General features: G+C 36.8%; 12 protein-coding genes and 3 pseudogenes. 9 read left to right on the forward strand and 6 right to left on the reverse strand.

Annotated features, from left to right (window positions below):
- The first annotated feature begins 76 nt into the window (after positions 1-76).
- Positions 77-1,408 carry a phenylacetate--CoA ligase family protein gene (locus R4Z09_RS12935; RefSeq protein ID WP_338452686.1) on the forward strand — a complete coding sequence of 444 codons (1,332 nt, stop codon included), beginning with the start codon at positions 77-79 and terminating at the stop codon, positions 1,406-1,408.
- 703 nt (positions 1,409-2,111) lie between these two features.
- On the opposite strand, the gene R4Z09_RS12940 is transcribed toward R4Z09_RS12935, so the two are convergent.
- Both R4Z09_RS12940 and R4Z09_RS12945 read right to left on the reverse strand, forming a co-directional pair.
- Positions 2,112-2,288, reverse strand: a complete 177-nt coding sequence (locus tag R4Z09_RS12940; RefSeq protein WP_338452687.1) for a 2Fe-2S iron-sulfur cluster-binding protein — start codon at positions 2,286-2,288, stop codon at positions 2,112-2,114.
- 254 nt (positions 2,289-2,542) lie between these two features.
- Positions 2,543-2,635 (reverse strand): annotated as a pseudogene (locus R4Z09_RS12945) (sulfurtransferase); the annotation flags it as partial.
- A gap of 603 nt (positions 2,636-3,238) precedes the next feature.
- On the opposite strand from R4Z09_RS12945, the gene R4Z09_RS12950 reads away from it, so the two are divergent.
- The 3 genes and pseudogenes from R4Z09_RS12950 (at position 3,239) to R4Z09_RS12960 (ending at position 6,034) form a co-directional block, all read left to right on the forward strand.
- Positions 3,239-4,348, forward strand: coding sequence for a glycosyl hydrolase family 18 protein (locus R4Z09_RS12950; protein ID WP_338452688.1), 1,110 nt, complete (start codon positions 3,239-3,241; stop codon positions 4,346-4,348).
- 855 nt (positions 4,349-5,203) lie between these two features.
- Positions 5,204-5,350, forward strand: a pseudogene (locus tag R4Z09_RS12955) (glyoxalase); the annotation flags it as partial.
- Positions 5,351-5,611: 261 nt separating this feature from the next.
- Entirely contained in the window at positions 5,612-6,034 is a 423-nt protein-coding gene (locus R4Z09_RS12960) for a DUF1801 domain-containing protein (RefSeq protein WP_338452689.1), read from the forward strand.
- A gap of 576 nt (positions 6,035-6,610) precedes the next feature.
- Here the strand turns inward: R4Z09_RS12960 and R4Z09_RS12965 are convergent.
- Positions 6,611-6,991 (reverse strand): cysteine hydrolase family protein, encoded by a 381-nt coding sequence (locus R4Z09_RS12965; protein ID WP_338452690.1) that lies wholly within the window; start codon positions 6,989-6,991, stop codon positions 6,611-6,613.
- Positions 6,992-7,244: 253 nt separating this feature from the next.
- Between R4Z09_RS12965 and R4Z09_RS12970 the strand changes: the two genes are divergently transcribed.
- From R4Z09_RS12970 to R4Z09_RS12980, 3 genes are all read left to right on the forward strand, one after another.
- Complete coding sequence (locus R4Z09_RS12970) at positions 7,245-8,426, forward strand: ROK family transcriptional regulator (protein WP_338452691.1); 1,182 nt, start codon at positions 7,245-7,247, stop codon at positions 8,424-8,426.
- A gap of 210 nt (positions 8,427-8,636) precedes the next feature.
- Positions 8,637-10,967, forward strand: coding sequence for an arylsulfatase (locus R4Z09_RS12975; RefSeq protein ID WP_338452692.1), 2,331 nt, complete (start codon positions 8,637-8,639; stop codon positions 10,965-10,967).
- Positions 10,968-11,027: 60 nt separating this feature from the next.
- On the forward strand, positions 11,028-12,281 hold the full coding sequence (locus tag R4Z09_RS12980; protein WP_338452693.1) for an anaerobic sulfatase maturase: 1,254 nt from the start codon (positions 11,028-11,030) through the stop codon (positions 12,279-12,281).
- Positions 12,282-12,608: 327 nt separating this feature from the next.
- On the opposite strand, the gene R4Z09_RS12985 is transcribed toward R4Z09_RS12980, so the two are convergent.
- Together R4Z09_RS12985 and R4Z09_RS12990 are read right to left on the reverse strand one after the other, a co-directional pair.
- Entirely contained in the window at positions 12,609-13,115 is a 507-nt protein-coding gene (locus R4Z09_RS12985) for a CBO0543 family protein (RefSeq protein WP_338452694.1), read from the reverse strand.
- A gap of 1,106 nt (positions 13,116-14,221) precedes the next feature.
- A complete protein-coding gene (locus R4Z09_RS12990; protein ID WP_338452695.1) occupies positions 14,222-14,623 on the reverse strand; it encodes a DUF1259 domain-containing protein in 402 nt (133 codons plus the stop codon).
- A gap of 409 nt (positions 14,624-15,032) precedes the next feature.
- Between R4Z09_RS12990 and R4Z09_RS12995 the strand changes: the two are divergent.
- Positions 15,033-15,158, forward strand: a pseudogene (locus tag R4Z09_RS12995) (N-acetyltransferase); the annotation flags it as partial.
- A gap of 390 nt (positions 15,159-15,548) precedes the next feature.
- On the forward strand, positions 15,549-16,163 hold the full coding sequence (locus tag R4Z09_RS13000; protein WP_338452696.1) for an N-acetyltransferase: 615 nt from the start codon (positions 15,549-15,551) through the stop codon (positions 16,161-16,163).
- A gap of 117 nt (positions 16,164-16,280) precedes the next feature.
- Here R4Z09_RS13000 and R4Z09_RS13005 read toward each other — a convergent pair whose 3' ends face one another.
- Positions 16,281-16,718 carry a DUF2383 domain-containing protein gene (locus R4Z09_RS13005; RefSeq protein ID WP_338452697.1) on the reverse strand — a complete coding sequence of 146 codons (438 nt, stop codon included), beginning with the start codon at positions 16,716-16,718 and terminating at the stop codon, positions 16,281-16,283.
- Positions 16,719-16,971: the final 253 nt, after the last annotated feature.

The following is a 16,971-nucleotide window of genomic DNA, read 5'->3' on the forward strand; positions in this document are numbered from 1 at the left end:
GATAGTTTGTTAAACGACAGAATTTTCTGTTATTATATTAATTAATGAAAGGGTTTACATAAAAGGAGGAAATGGAATGATTTCTGAAAAACAAAAAGAAGAGTTTATGGAGCCACAATCCCATGTAGAGGAAATTCAAGCAAAAAAACTGCAAAAGCAGTTAGACTATATTTTCAATCATTCGTTATTCTATCAAAAGAAATATGCTGAGGCAGGGATTAAAAGAAGGGATATTCAAGAACTATCTGATCTAGCAAAACTCCCGTTTACATATAAGCATGAAATCAGGGAAAGTCAAAATACACTTCCGCCGCTAGGGACTCATGCAGTGGTAGGGTTAGAGGATATTATTCGTATCCATTCCTCATCAGGAACAACAGGTCGTCCAACATATGTTGGGCTGACAAGACATGATTTTGATGTTTGGACTGAAATGCTTGCGCGTGTATGTTATACACATGGAATTCGAAAAGACAGCATCGTGGTTTTCGCCATGGGTCTTTCCTTTTTTGTGGGAAGTTCGATGAAAGACGGCATTGAAAGATTAGGGGCTACATTTATTCCGGTTGGAACAGGCGCTTCAGATCGCGTGGTTCAAAGTATTATAGACTTCCATGCAGATACATTATATTGTACACCATCCTATGCTACTTATTTAGCTGAATTTGTACGAAAAAACTATCACATGGAACCATCAGAACTGGGTCTTACATTAATGTGTGTCGGCGGTGAACCTGGTGGAGGTCTTCCGGAAGTCCGCAAAAAGATTGAACAGGATTGGGGATGTAAAGTACTCGAGGCCATGGGAAATGCAGATATGGCTCCTGTCTTATTCAGCGAATGTCCTGAACAAAACGGCATGCATTTCATTGGTTCGGACTATGTCATTTGTGAAATTATCGATCCTGAAACAGGTGAAGTGGTGCCTGAGAGTGATCATATGGAAGGCGAACTCGTGTATACAGCGATTGATCGGGAATGTGTACCGCTTGTCCGTTTCCGAACAAGGGATTTAGTTCAAGTGGATACGACTCCATGTAAGTGTGGAAGAAACAGCTTCCGGTTACGTTGCATTGGAAGAACCGATGATATGCTCATTATTCGCGGAGTCAATGTTTTTCCAACGGCAATTAAAGATGTTGTTAACAGTTTTAGACCAAAAACCAATGGTGAGTTTCAAATCGTGTTGAAGGAAAAGCCGCCATTAGCAGAACCACCTCTTCCAATTAAGGTGGAATGCTCGAATGATTTAGCTGAACAAGAAAAAGCCGCATTGAAAAAGGAAATCGAATCGGTATTACGTGCGAAATTGTTCTTCTCTGCCGATGTTCAGTTAGTACCAGAAGGATCCTTGCCACGCTTTGAAATGAAAGCAAAGTATACAGAGGATTTATATATGAAGGCATAGATTTGAAACTTAAAAGAATGGAAACGCGGGTACAGTTCGAGACTGCTGAAAAAGCTTCTTCGTTAGCGATTTTAGACAGGTATTGCACAAAATCCGTTGGTGCTGAAAGAAATCAATTGTGATAAGTCTGATAAGCTAGCGAAAAAAGAAAAAAGATCAAGCTTCGGTAGCCAATAAGAGTGATAGGCTACCGAAAAAAGAAAAAGGATCAAGCTTCGGTAGCCAATAGGGGTGATAGTCTACCGGAAAAGGGAAAAAGATCAAGCTTCGGTAGCCTATCAGGCTGATAAGCTACCGAAAAAGGAAAAAAGATCAAGCTTCAGTAGCCAATAAAGGTGATAGGCTACCGAAAAAGGAAAAATGATCATACTTCGATACCCAATAAGAGAGATAGGCTACCGAAAAAGGAAAAATGAATAAGCTTCGGTAGCCAATAAAGGTGATAGGCTACTGAAAAAGGAAAAATGATCATACTTCGGTAGCCAATAAGAGTTATAAGCTACCGAAAAAAGAAGTCGCATTACCTGCATTATGAAGATCATAATCTTCGCACCTTTACTATATTTAGCAGAGAATGTACGTTTATTCATACAAATATGTACTTTTTCAGTAGTCTCTGATGGTTCTTACGTTTCACTAGGTGAAGAGCTAGAATTCGTACCCGCATTTCCCGTTAGACATCCGTGTCTGTCCTATACTCCAATTATTTCGGTATGTATACAAGCTGCAGAGCACTTAAAGGGTAAGTCTGACCGAGGAAAACATGTCCATTCTTTTTTTTCTCTTCTGATAAGGCTTTAGCTGCCCAATCATTTAATTTATACTGTCCTTTTGTTATTCTCATTTTACAAATCCCGCAACCTCCGCCAATACAACCCATAAGGAACTTTCATTCCCTGCAACTTAGCAACTTCCACAACTGACATTGTGTCGGGAAAATAGAAACTATTATTTTTTAAGGTTATTTTAAACATTTCTTTTAACTTCTTTCTTTGTTTTGTTAGAGATATTGAAACATGGATAATAAATTAAATCCAGTTTACTATTTTTGTATCATAAAGAACCAAAGGGACAATTCCTTGTCCCAATTTGGATCATCATTTTGGGACGTAGTACATATCCCACACGATTACTATTTTCCCTTTTTGCCACTGGATTTTCATCAAATGAGACCCAATCACTATAGCTTCCTGCATATAGCTTTACATTTTGAATGCCTGCCTTTTTTTAACTTAATTCATAATTATAAAATTGTGAATACTGTATATATCCATTTTTTTATATAGTCTTGGAACAGAGTAATTATCTGGTTTATCTGATGAAAGCAATTATTAAGATATATTTTAATCCCTTCTTTATTATGTACATGCCTCCGTTTTCTGTTCTGACGGGGGCAAGAGTGAATACGGGAATCGCTTGCAGGCGGTCCTGTTTTTTGTTGAACTAACGTTCAGTTTACTTTAAAAAGTGATAGACGATATTGATGAAATAATTGAGGGGGAGAAAATAGTTGAATGAAGAAATAAAAAGTTCTTATTTAGGAAAAGTTATAGCAGTTAGTTTAAGTTATAAACATTCATTTTGTAAAGAAAATCGACAAAGTATAAAATTAGTTAAAGGATTCCAATTTTAATGGTATTTACAATGTTAATTCGGTTGCTAATTCTGTTTGGATTTTCCTTCCAAATGCGTTTTTGTACTTCAAAACTAAGCTGCTTAAATTTATGGTGATCTTTTTCCCAAGATCCTTTAAGAGGGAAAGTCAATTCGTGTATAAGTTGACCTTTTCTAATCATCTTAAGAGATATACAAAATAGAAGAAGGTGTATTATGGTAAAAATTTGTTATCGGTCATTCACCATCATTTCTTTAAGCATGGTCTTTATACTAATGTCTTCCTGCGGTCAGTCACAAAGTAAAGACGAAAATCACAGTACGAATAAAACTCCTCGCGAGGTTTTAGGTTTCTACACAGAACAGGAAGGAACATATCCAGGATCTCAACCTACAGTTGACTCGCAATTCTCCCGTTTAAGCATCATTGCACCTTTTTGGTATAAGCTTGATGATAAACGTCCAGGCAGTCTTATAGAATCCGTTACAGCAGATCATAAAAGAAAGGTTATTCAGAGTGCTCATGAAAAACACCTAAAGGTATATATGGTTGTACATAATCTCTTTTATGAAACCGTGGAGAAGGGGAAGCAGGTAGCGAGTAATGTACTCGATAACGATAAAACCCGCGATGTTTTCATTCAGAACTTACGCAATGAAATGAATCAATTTAAATATGACGGTATTAATATTGACATGGAAAATTTGTATTTGACTGACCGGGATTCCTTTAGCCAGATGATAAAAGAATTGTCTGATGCACTAAATCGTGATGGAAAAGTAGTTACGGTTTCAGTCCCGGCAAATACAGGTGATTCCCGTGCTAATCCCTGGTCACCGTGGTTTGATTACGAAAAGCTTGCTCTATTTTCAGATGGGTTAATGATTATGACATACGATGAACACAACCCAAGAACAAAACCCGGGTCAACAGCATCAGTCGATTGGACAGAAGCAACAATTCGTTATGCTTTGAAACATGAAGTGCCACCATCAAAAATTTTACTCGGTATCGCTGGTTATGGATGGGATTGGGATACAACAGCAGGCAAAGCCAAGTATAGCTCCTATGAAGAGTTAATGGGTCAGAAAACAAAATATAAAGCTAAAGTTCTATGGGACTCCCGTTCGAAAACACCTCATTTCAGTTACGTAGATGAAGAACAAAATAGCCACCAGGTTTGGTTTGAGAATAGCGATAGTCTGCGGTATAAGCTAGACCTTGTAGAGAAATATAACTTACGAGGAATCGGGATTTGGCGGCTCGGCTTAGAAGACCCAAAGTACTGGACGACAATACCTGAGATAATAAAAGTAAAAAAGTGATGGAATGGTCATCCCAATCCTGAATATGGGTTCTGAAACAAGGAATGCTTCAGATGGAATAGACAAGTTTGATTTTGACCTAACGAGGGTAAAGAACGAAGATTTAGCTGCCGAAAATTCTTGGTGGCTTTTTCTTATTCAACGGTCAGAATAGTTGCAACCAATCAAAAAGGATTAATCTCCCAAAAGTGCATATCATATCCTGGATGACCAGGCAATGCTCCAATTACTATGGTATATATCAATTGTCATACCTTTCCCAATTTTTTTATAAATATGTCTTGACAAATAATTTTGAAATTCCTTATTGATAAATTTGGCGAATAAATATTTTCATTAAATTACTTTTTAAAAAGTTGTTGAGTACATGGTTAATAACATTTGGAAAGGTAATATTTTTTACTGCGCAGTACGACTACTTATGTAAGCGGTACCATCAATGAGTGCCTGGTACCGAAAGAGTAATAAGATCAATGGCTTACCAACCAAATCTTATTAAATTTATAATAACAAAATTATTATAAGAATTCATTGGTATTTGTTGGTTTATGTCTAATTAGTCGAAAATTAAAGATAGATAGGTGTTCAAACGGTTGCAGCTTAACACACAATCCGATGATAATATGCAATAAAAAATGTAGTTGTTGAACAAACTGGGTGCGATTCTTCAATAACGAAGGATCGCTTTTTACTATTCAATTAAGGGGCAGACAAACGGGTGCAAGAGTTCTGAGCAATGCTATATGGTCTGCTTTTTCTTAAAGGGTTGGGTGAAGAAGGTATAATTTTTATTTTTTGAAAATCTAATTTAATTGAAAAATTAATGTAATTAGAGAAGAGAGGGAGTTTGTGATAATGATAAAAGGTTTCGGGGGAATATTTGGGAGAACTAAAAATCTAAATGCAGTAAAAAAATGGTACAGTGAAGTGTTGAAGATTGAAATAGAAAATTGGAATGGGACTATTATCAAACCCCATCAGGAAATGAAACGCCTTTTTACTAGGGAGATCTGAATTGTACTAAAATGATTGGATAAATATTAAGAAGCCCAGCTTTGTCCCTCAAGAAAATGGACAAGGATCTTATTTTATAAAAGAGAAATAAACTTAATTGAAAAAGTAACCGGTGCATTACTGGAATTTCAGTAATGCCTATTTCTTCTTCAACTATAGGAGGTTAGTTTAATAAAATCACCTTATTTGGTAATATATAGAAAAAGAGGGTTTACTACACTGAAAGATATTAAGGGGTGCTAAGTAATAATGACAACGAATAAAAAAACAGCTGGTAGTAAAAAGTTGTCTGGTCCTGAACAGGTAGCGGAATTTATAAGCAACCTTGAACATCCACTTAAAGAAGAAATTGCCATGGTTCGAAAGATCATTTTAAGCACTGATAAAAAAATTACTGAACATATTAAATGGAATGCACCTAGCTTTTGTTATGAAGGTGAAGATCGAATTACATTTAATCTTCATGGAAAAGGATTTTTTCGACTCGTATTTCATTGTGGTGCTAAGGTAAAAGACCGAAATACAAATGAACAACTGATTATTGATACTAGTGGGCTATTAGAATGGAAAGCAGTTGACAGGGCTATGATGAAATTTACTGATAAAAAGGACATTAATGCTAAAGAAGAAAAACTTAAAGAAATAATCACGAAGTGGCTAGAGGTTATTTAAGATGGGTGATGCCCATTCTTCCACTAACTGGGTGCTTTGATCGAATAAGGATTAACGCTTTTTCTTGAATATATTGTGAGGGAGCGGAAATACGGCTAGAGGCAACCCTAGCCGCTGTATCGTACAAATTTGTTTCGTAGCAAATATACAAACAAAAACATGAACAAAGGCACAATGTAGCTGACCATTTCAGTAAACATGGATGGTTGTTCGTGCATAGTTAATACTAGTCCCCCATCTGTGCTACCGAGGGTTCCGTTAAAGATACCGTAGCAGACGTTCAGACCCCAATGGATGCCAGTGTCCGCCCAAAGCGAACAAGTTTTATAAATCGCATAGGTTAATGAAAGTCCGAGGATAAGAGAAAACAGCATGTTAGCTATACTAAACCCTTTATTCCAGGGAAGAAATGTACTAATACAGGTGCATTAGCTTAACAACTGAGGTAGCTGCTGCACCTTCGTTTCTTATTTAACAAACGGATCAGGTTAGTTGAAGAACTTTAGAATTAAACAAAAAGAGTTGCATAAAATTAGCAACCCTTTTAAGTCAACTCTTGAGACAATGTTTTTTTTCTTATAATTGAGAGATTGCCTGTAGAGTTGACCATGTAGCACTGCTGAATGCCTGATAATTTGTGACAGCTGCTTGAAAATCCTTCTCACTTATGGCGGCAGTGGCATCATAAATAACTGCTGTTTGGAATCCATTCTCGATTAAGTCTCTCATATGTGATTCTACACAAATGTTTGATAAGACACCTCCCAAAATCACCTTGTCTTTCCTATGCTGACGTAATTGATAAACAAGGTCATTTGTCTGCGGACTGGCAATCTTATGGGCTGTCGCAATGATAGTTTGGTTAGCTAAAATGTATGGCTTAAGTGAAGGAACCCAGTCGGCTCCTACAGAAGTGTAGTCATTTTGTTTTTGATATACTTGAAGCTTTAATAACATTTCTTGTTCAGCCCCAGTAAATTGCCAACTATAATCATGGGGAGTTCTGCAGTTTCATTTTTTGTTATGAAACTGCAGAAAATTGTATAATCGTCTGAAAAGGCGTGATCATCCTAATGGTAGAAACAATCAAAAAAATAGAGTTTTGTTTAGGATTCTTCCATAACGGTTATGTCTTATAGTTTGCTATAATAGAATTGTTTGCAAATGCTGCCAAAGGTGCAGCAATACGATCAGTTTGGATGGGATGTCAATGTTTTGTCAGTTTCTTCAGGATCAATCGATTCAGAATCGGCCATTGAAAATCATCTATCAATATATTTTTCAAAATGGATTGGTATCAAGGGCCGAAATCATTGAAAAAACAAATTTGAATCGCGGGAAAGTTGCGCGATCGTTGAAAGAACTTCTCGATCAAAATTATATTCGCGTAGAAGGCTTGGGAGACTCAGAAGGCGGGAGACCTCCGTCTCTTTATCAGATTAATCCTGTAATTAGCTTTCTTATCGGAATTCAAATAACAAGGTGGGAAACGAAGATTGTTTTATACGATCTGTTATTAAATAAAATCGATGAGAAAACGATTATCATGATGCCTAATCATTCTCCTAATATAGTAATTGAAGAAATAAAGAGTACGATCAGAAAGTTTATGGAATTGTATCATTTTCAAGTTGATGACATTCTTGGGATTGGAATTGGGGCCATAGGACCATTGGATAGTGATCAAGGGATTATCTTACAATCCGAGCCGTTTTTACCGATTCATTGGGGGAGTATTCCCATAGTTGAACAAATGAAAGAGGAGTTTCCGGTATTTGTAAAATTAGATAATGCAGCAAATACCATCGTTCTGGGCGAGAGTAAACAATACCCGGCCTTTCAAAATATATTAAATGTCACAGTGGGGTGGACATGGGGTTCTGGTGCAATTCATAATGGGAAATTACTCAAAATTGAGAGCGGTGATATTTGCGGCTATGGCCATATGGTGATCCAAATGGACGGGGAGCCATGTTACTGTGGAAAAAAAGGCTGTATGACGGCTTATTCTTCCCTTTATGCGATTATAGAGCAGATAAAGGAGAGTTCTCCTGCGTATTATCATTCAAGATTAAAGGACTGTTCTCCTATTGAACAAATTGGTCGTATGGTACTAGACCAAGATCAGCTGACGAAGAATGTCATCCTGGATTCAGCCAAATATATCGGGGTGGGTGTAGCAAATCTTGCTACTGTGTTTCACTCGGAATTAGTTCTTGTGAATGGTCCTTTAATTGATCGATATCCAGGCTACTATGAGGAAATCATTCATCATGCTTCGTTACATTTGAATAACCAAGGAAAGATTCAATTTAGTAAAGGGAATTATCAGCTTGATCCTGGAACTCTCGGTGCAGCCATGTTAGTACTGGACAGTTTGCTAGGCGAATGATGAATAGACTCAAAAAAAGGATTGCTTCCAAAAGTGGAATGGCGGCAATCCTTTTTTTGAGTCTATTTACCCTTTTTAACAAACAATAGTTGACAAAATTCTGAAAAATTAATAAATTCAACATATGACTTTTGCACAATTTGTGTTAAAGTGCATCACTAGTATTAATTTCCCCATGCGATTACTCATTTTGAAAAGGAGAGAAGCATCATGAAAGAGAAAAAATTCATGTCTAGGCCATCCCGATCTAAACTTACTATGTTTGGTACGGCAATGGTTATGGCTTCGGCCATCACACTTAATGGCTATTCAGCCATTGCATCCGATTCCCCAAAAGAAAAAGATGCAGAAAAAAAGCAAAATAAAACAACGGAAAAAAAGAAAGAAGAATCGAAAACAAATGTCGTCTATATCGTTTTGGACGATTCTGGGTTTTCCGATTTAGGAAGCTACGGATCAGAAATTAAAACACCGAATATCGATTGGCTTGCTGAAAATGGGCTTCGCTATAATAATGCCCACGTCACTCCGCTTTGCTCACCGACACGGGCGGCTTTGCTGACAGGGAGAAATACGCATGAAGTAGGGGTCGGAACGGTTACGAATTTTGAATTAGGGCCTGATTTCCCTCAGAAGCGCGGTGCCATCAAACCGGAGGCGGGGACAATCGCAGAAGTGCTGGGTGAAAATGATTATAACACCTACGCGGCTGGGAAATGGCATTTGGCTCCGACAGAGGAAACATCACCGGCAGGACCTTATGATAACTGGCCGATTCAAAAAGGCTTTGATCAATATTATGGTTTTCTTGAGGATTCATCCGATCAATATAGGCCTGACTTAACGATTGATAATACACAGATTCCTTCACCAACAGATGAGAACTATCATTTTTCTGAAGCAATCGTTGAAAACGCTAACAGATATATCACCAATCAGGCAAGTGTCTTCCCGGATAAATCATTCTTTTTATACCTGACATTTGGTGCCCAGCATTCTCCGCATCAGGTTCCGGAAGAATATATTGATCAGTATAAAGGGGTATATGACAAAGGCTGGGATCAAATTAGACAAGAACGTTTTGAGAGACAAAAGGAATTGGGAATTATTCCTGAAGATGCGGTACTCGCTCCAAGAAACAATGGAGTGAAAGCTTGGGACGAGCTGAATGAACAGGAGAAGAAGAATTACATTCGACTGCAGGAAACTTATGCCGGCTTTTTAACTCATACAGATGAACAAGTTGGAAAATTACTCGACAACATTCGTCGAACAGATCAATTAGACAATACCATGATTGTCTTAATTTCAGATAATGGCGGCAGCGGCGGCGGACAAGCGAATGGATCTGTTAACCATTCCATCAACTATAATGCCTTAGGAGAAACAATTGAAGAAGTCGATGCCCTTCATGAAGAATTTGGGAGCATGAAAGCGGGAACGGAATTCCCTGCTGGATGGGGACAAGTAAGTAATACTCCTTTCAGTCAATACAAGAACTCTACCTTTGCCGGCGGAATGAACACACCGCTGATTGTTTACAATCCTAAATTGATTAGTGATCCAGGTTCTATTCGTTCCCAGTATGTGTACGTCAGCGATATTACTCCAACTGTCTATGACATCACAGGCATCACACTACCGAAAGAAATCGACGGAGTTAAGCAAATGGCGATTTCCGGACAAAGCTTCAAGGAATCATTGACCAATCCAAAGGCAGCCGGTAAAAAGACACAATACTTCGAGGTATCTGGACATCGCGCGATTTATCATGATGGCTGGAAGGCCATGACCAGTCATAAAAAAGGTGATTCCTTCGACAAGGATCAATGGTTCCTCTATAACGTGAAGAAAGATTTCACGGAACAGAATAATCTAGCCGATCAATATCCGGAAAAATTGAAGGAACTTCAAAAGTTATGGTGGAAAGAAGCGGAAAAATATGAAGCACTTCCATTAACCGATACGTTTTTAGAGGGATTTTTATCGGTTCCTGAAGGTTCGATAAGAGCAGACAAGCACCTTGTCTATTATCGGGGAATGGACCGCTTAACCGATTCAGCCGTACCGCCGCTCGTCAATCGATCCTATGAAATTAACATCCCAATTAAACGGGCAGATGCATCGGAGGATGGGGTACTTTTAGCACATGGCGGTTTGGATAGCGGTTATACCTTCTATATCCAAAATAATAAACTAGTTTACGAGTATCGTATCGGAGAAAGAACAAAAGCTTCGATTGTATCCAATACCGATGTGCCGGTTGGTGAATCAATCATTTCCTTGAAATATGATAAAACCGGAAAGCATCAAGCGGTTGGAACGTTATATATAAACGATACAAAAGTGGGTGAAACGAAAATCGAAAATACGTTACCGTTAAAATTATCCTTCGAAGGTATTGATGTCGGAAAAGATACCAAATATCCAGTATCACCAGCGTATGCGGATAAAGGCGAATTTGAATTCAAAGGCGAACTAGGCAAGGTAGAGTACATTCTCGGGGATGACGCAGAATTAACCGTTCCACGAGCAAATTAATCCACAAGGTGACCAGTGGCAGTTTTGTCACTGGTTCCCTATTATTTATGAGGTGAAAGAATGAATACAGCGATTGAAAAAACAAAAACCAACTTTCATATGTTAGCTAAACCATCCGGCCCAATATGTAACTTAGATTGCCATTATTGCTTTTATACGGAAAAGGAATCTTTATTTGTGCCAAAGAGCACGTTTCGAATGTCAGAGGAAACGCTTGAACATTTTATCAAAAGTTACATACAAGCACAGGATGCAGAGGAAATTCCTTTTGTATGGCAGGGCGGCGAACCTGCTTTAATGGGCCTGAATTTTTATAAGAAAGTAGTAGAATTGCAAAGAAAATATGCTAATGGAAAAAAGATCTCGAATTCGCTGCAAACGAACGGAACCTTATTAACAGAGGAATGGTTTCCGTTTCTTGCCGAGAATAACTTTTTAGTCGGCTTAAGCCTGGATGGGCCAGAGCAAATACATGATAATTACCGGGTAGATCGAGGCGGGAAACCAACGTTTCACCGAGTTCTAAAAACGCTGCGGAATCTGCAAAAATACAATATTTCCTATAATGTTTTGACCTGTGTCACGAAAGAATCCTCACAATACCCGCTTGAAATCTATCAATTTTTGAAAAATGAAGGGGTAAAATTTATACAATTTATCCCAATCGTGGAAAGAATGGCTGACGAACAAGCAACTGCGTTAGGCTTGCGGCATGCAACACCTTACTCAATCAATGAAGAGGGAGTACATCTAGCTCCTTGGACCGTGAATTCTGAGAAATACGGGGACTTCTTAATCACTATTTTTGATGAATGGGTGCGCCACGATGTCGGGGAAGTGACTGTGATGAATTTCGAAAGCTCGTTAGTGGCTTGGATGGGTCTGCCGGCAACGGTATGCATTTTTGCCGAAACCTGCGGGAAAGCCGCCATCATTGAACATAATGGAGATGTCTATTCCTGCGATCATTTTATGTATCCGGATTATAAGCTGGGAAATGTTCAGTCACAAACGTTTCAAGAGATGATTGATTCCATTCAGCAATATGAATTTGGTCAAGCGAAAAAGAACTCATTGCCAAAATATTGCCAAACCTGTGAAGTGAAATTTGCCTGTAACGGAGAATGCCCAAAACACCGATTCCTAACCACTCCCGACGGCGAAGCTGGACTCAACTATCTTTGTGCAGGGTACAAAAAGTATTTCACCCATATCCATCGATACATGAAAGCAATGGTGCAGCTACTCGAACATGGACTCCCCGCCTCTAAAATAGCCGATCTCATTAACCATCCAATCGTCATAAAACAATAGAAGCAGAGGACGGTTCCTACGTTTCACTAATTTCCTTATAAAAAGACGTGAAAGGATTGACTAAAAGATTTACTAGAAAAAAATATCACTTTTTGAGAATACCAAAGATTGGCTTAAACGACCACCTGCTAAATTCGGTGGATTTGACATAGAAGTATACGACTAAAGGTATCTCTAAGTCTTTACGTTTAAGTACAGTCAATTCTCCGACATATTCAGTCTTCCATCCTGGATATGTCATTTTTTTGATTTTAAACAAACCTAGTATAATCGGGTAAAATTCATCCAACCTTAGAGAACTTTAACAAACACATGTAACGTTCTTTGTTATTTAACAACCCTAAATGGGATTTCAAAATAAGTTATTAAGAAAATGATGATAAATATAGATATTATATAAGCTCGGAATGGTTTAAATTGATGAAGGGCAATGACTGAGAACATCATCATATCAAATAAAAAGGAATACCAAATCTTCCATCCATTTTGATAGGAGATTCTTCCGAATTTATATAAAATCAACTCAACAAAAATATAAATTCCAGACCAAAGAAGTATGTAAAACAGTTGTCGAAACCGTGTTGTTGGAAAATGGGAAAGAAATAGAAAGATACTAACAGGCATCGTAATTAAAGCATAAATGATGACCACCATTTGATGTCCGTAAAGAAAATCAGGATGGAACTTCCATAAAGTATTTTCTTGTACAATATATTCGTATAGCAATCCACCAGTTGCAATAAAAAACATACTTGCCTGATATTCTCTCCAGTTCCTCCAATTTCCCCACTTGAAAGAAGCCAAAATGGTGAAAACAGTAATAGCGACGTGCATCAAACACAACCCTTTCGAATGCTTTAATAACAGTTTCCTCTTTTTATGTAAAATAATGTAAGTCGTGACTTTAAGTTGTTCCTTTTGGTAAAGCTAATTGGAGGTTAATATACTTTTAAAGAAACTATTGGTGCTTCAATAACGCATATATTTCCATTTTGGTTAGTCTTTTTTTTCATAAAGAAAGCAAATAAGTTTAGAAATGTAAAAAAAAATAAATGCTAAAATCCACAACCCCAATCTTCTTTGTTAAACGGCTTTTTTGAAAAAATTTTAATGAATAATCTTATTTTTTCCTAAAGTGGACCAGCTATTCTATCTTCAACTATCTGCTTAGGTTACAATGAGCAATAATTCATTGAGGTATAGATTATTTAAAATTAAAAAGTCTTCCGTCATGGAAGATTTTTTGTTAGGAAACAAAGGAATTGTTCCCAGGTTTCATCAATGGAGAATAAACTCCAATGGCACTTATTTTATCTGTCTGTGGTGCTCTAATATGGATGGGAATTTATACTAAAAAAGAGAAGGTTGATTTGGAAACGGTAACAAACCTGAATGGGTAAAATCTTAAAGCATGTGTCATAAACACAGGCGCTTTCTTACTTTACGAGTAAACATGATGAATGATCAAATGAAAAAAATGGCTTATTTTAGATACCTGCTTATAAATAAATTTTTTCTCCAATCCTAGATAGATCGCTGGATCATGCTTTAAACCATCTCATTTCAAATAAAGATGTGCAACATATTTCTCTATTAATGAAGGCAAACCTAAAAAATTTCAAGTTATGTTACTGCACGAACGGGTGCCTGAGTGTAACAAGATGTTGTTACGGTAGCCTTTTATTGAAGTAAAGAGCAGTTTAGGAAAAAAGCGATTTTTAAAATAGATAAGCTGAAGATAAACAAAAAGGGCCTTAGCTAGTAAGTAACTAAGACCTTTTTCATTTGACGTAATGTTAGGTCGTTCATTCATCCTATTTTGGTAATTTATCCATCAATGGTACTTAAAGGCCTTGTTACCCTAAAGGGTTATGCTTGTACATCTTTATTATTTATACAAGGAATACAATACCGATGATGGTTTAATTCTTCGAACATATTTATTTTACTCCAGCTTTCTTAAGGGCCTCGGCAATCTCTTTTGCAAACTCTACAGGATTTTGAACTGATTCAAGGTGCATATAGATGAGTCGTGGTTTTTCAAACAACCAGTGGTTGTGAATAGCTGTTACTTTGATATGATCACTTTTTTTGATAGCTTTTAAAAAAGGATTTACTTCTTCTTGTAATAAAACAAGTTCAGCTAGATTCAAAGTTTCATTTTTCTTAGAAATTGGTTCGAAACTAAACTCAAGAGCAATTACCAAATCCGATTGTGTAGGATGTCCAAGGATTGACACTTTTAAATCTTTTCTTTCCCTTGTGACCATACATACATTCTTTTTTTGTTCAGCTTCGCCTTTGAGGATTTCAGCTAGTTTTTCACATAATGATTTAGCCATAAAATTTCACCTCCCTAAAAAGTTATACTTCATAGTATGAAGAGAGAGAGGTTGTGGACAAGCCAGAAGTTTATTTTACAAAAAATAGGTTTAAAATTAATCTTTATTCCTACCTATTAGGCATACAGTTTATTTATAAGATTGCTCAGCTGATAGAGGTTTAGCGCTACGTCATTGCACTTTATGATTGGTCCATAATAAGCTGGAGGTTTATGTTTGTTAAATGTATATAGAGCTGGTGGAAACTTTCTTAACGACTTCTAGTATTATAGCAGCACCCAAATAAGGGACAGAGAAAATAAAATGTAATATATTAAAGAACGAGGAGACTATTATTGGATATCTTAATTAGACAAGAACTCACTGAGGAATATAACACGACTGAGGAAGTTGTTAAGAGGGCCTTTTTAGCTTATGGAATATTCAAGCTCCCTTTGAGGTTCCAGAAGTAGTATTTATGGCCATGGAGTTAACTGAAAACTCTTTCAAAAAAGTGCAAGGCGTCGTTCATTATTCAGCAGTTATTTCAGAATAAAGTTAGGTGGGTCACTTATTCCGGGCATGATCCAAAGGAATTGTTACATTCTTTTTTACAGGAAAAATTGGTTGATGAACTAATTATAACAGTGGCATCAATTTTGCTGGTACAGGGATTCCGTTATTTAGAGCAGGAAATTATCAATTAGATCTCACATTGAAAGGAATGAGGAGATTTAATCAGTTTGTTGAACTACACTACGAAGTTAATAAGTACACATTTTAATTAATGAATACAAACCTCTTTTTAAAAAGCAAACTCGTGACACCCTTTTTGCTTGGTAGTGATATTCTCAAAAAAGGTCAGATTGTAAATATGGTTCTATAATGTATTGTTCTGTTCTAAAATGATAATATATTTATTCTTTAGAACGAAGGAGAATCAAATATGCAATCAGAGGATTATAAGTTTGCAATACTTAAAGCAAATAAAACGGATTTAGATGCAAGGAAACAGATGTCCGAAATTTTTGCCGAAGGCTTCACACAATGGCTTGTTTTTTTTTCCAAAGATAAAAAGGTCATCGCAAAGGCTTTTGCTCATATGTTTGTTTTAGATCAATTTTATGTAGCGATTGCAAATGATAAAATTGCTGGAGTGGCGGCATGTACAGATGGGAAAACGTTGTCTGTACGGTTAGATAAAAAAGAGTTGAGGAAGCACTTAGGATTCTTTAAGGGAAGCATGGCATGGATCTTTTTAAAAAAGGAATTTGAAACTCTTAATCAAAATTTCCCTTCTAATACAGGCTCGATTGAATTTGTAGGAACTTCTCCTGAATTCCGAGGGAAAGGTGTTGCATCTCAAATTATCCAATATATTATTGAAAATACACCATACAATGATTACGTAATCGACGAGGTAGCCGATACGAATACCCCAGCTATGAATTTATATAAAAAAATGGGCTTTGAAGAATATAAAAGAAAACCACTTCCAGAAAAAATAGCAAAGAAAATCGGAATTAATAATTTTTTGTCTTTAAAATATGTAAAGAAGTAAGAATATTTTTCTACTGGTTTTTCACCGAAAAAAGGACGGTTCACACGTTTCAAAATGGACAATAACTTAAATAAACCGTCCCCGCGTTTCATTTATCTTCTCGGATTAAACCACTGTTTAAATAAATTCCGGGAGTAATTGTCTTAACTTTTCAACATGTCCTCGGTTCGTGTTAATGACCTCTTCAACCATTTTTTTGCTTTCTGCATCTAAATCTCCTCTAACAAGTTCCTCTGAATATTGGATGCCATATTGATCGATTCCTTCTAATGCATCCTCAATGATTTTCTTTGTATCATCAGGCAGCATGACTTTGTGCATGAAACTGTGAAACGAACCAGATATTCCTTCGTCATCAGCCGGCACTCCTCCTAGATTCTGAATTCGCTCAGCTAATTTGGAGGCATTCTGCTTTAACTCCTGCTGCATCGATTGGAAGTTCTGCCGCAATTCTGGATGATTTAGCTCTTGAATATAATGCTCGAATCCCCGAATCCCCATGTAGGTTCCTCTCAGTAAAGTATTCAATTCCTCAACAATAACATCATTCTGCATATTCAACGCATCCTTTCCAAAAATTTGCTGTTATCACTAGGATTAATCTATTAACATATCTTAATTTGTCATATTTTTAATGTTATGTTCATAGATGTATTCTCCCTTATAAGCAAAAGTTATATTCTGAGTTCTTAAATACTGAATACATTGTTTCCGACATGTAAATGATATGTGTTTGGAACGTAGGATTATTAAATGGAAAAAGCGAGAAAAGCCGTGACTTCAGTCAATGATTTGGATTTGCTTTTTT

Source organism: Niallia oryzisoli, assembly GCF_036670025.1.
GTDB lineage: Bacteria > Bacillota > Bacilli > Bacillales > Cytobacillaceae > Bacillus_BD > Bacillus_BD oryzisoli.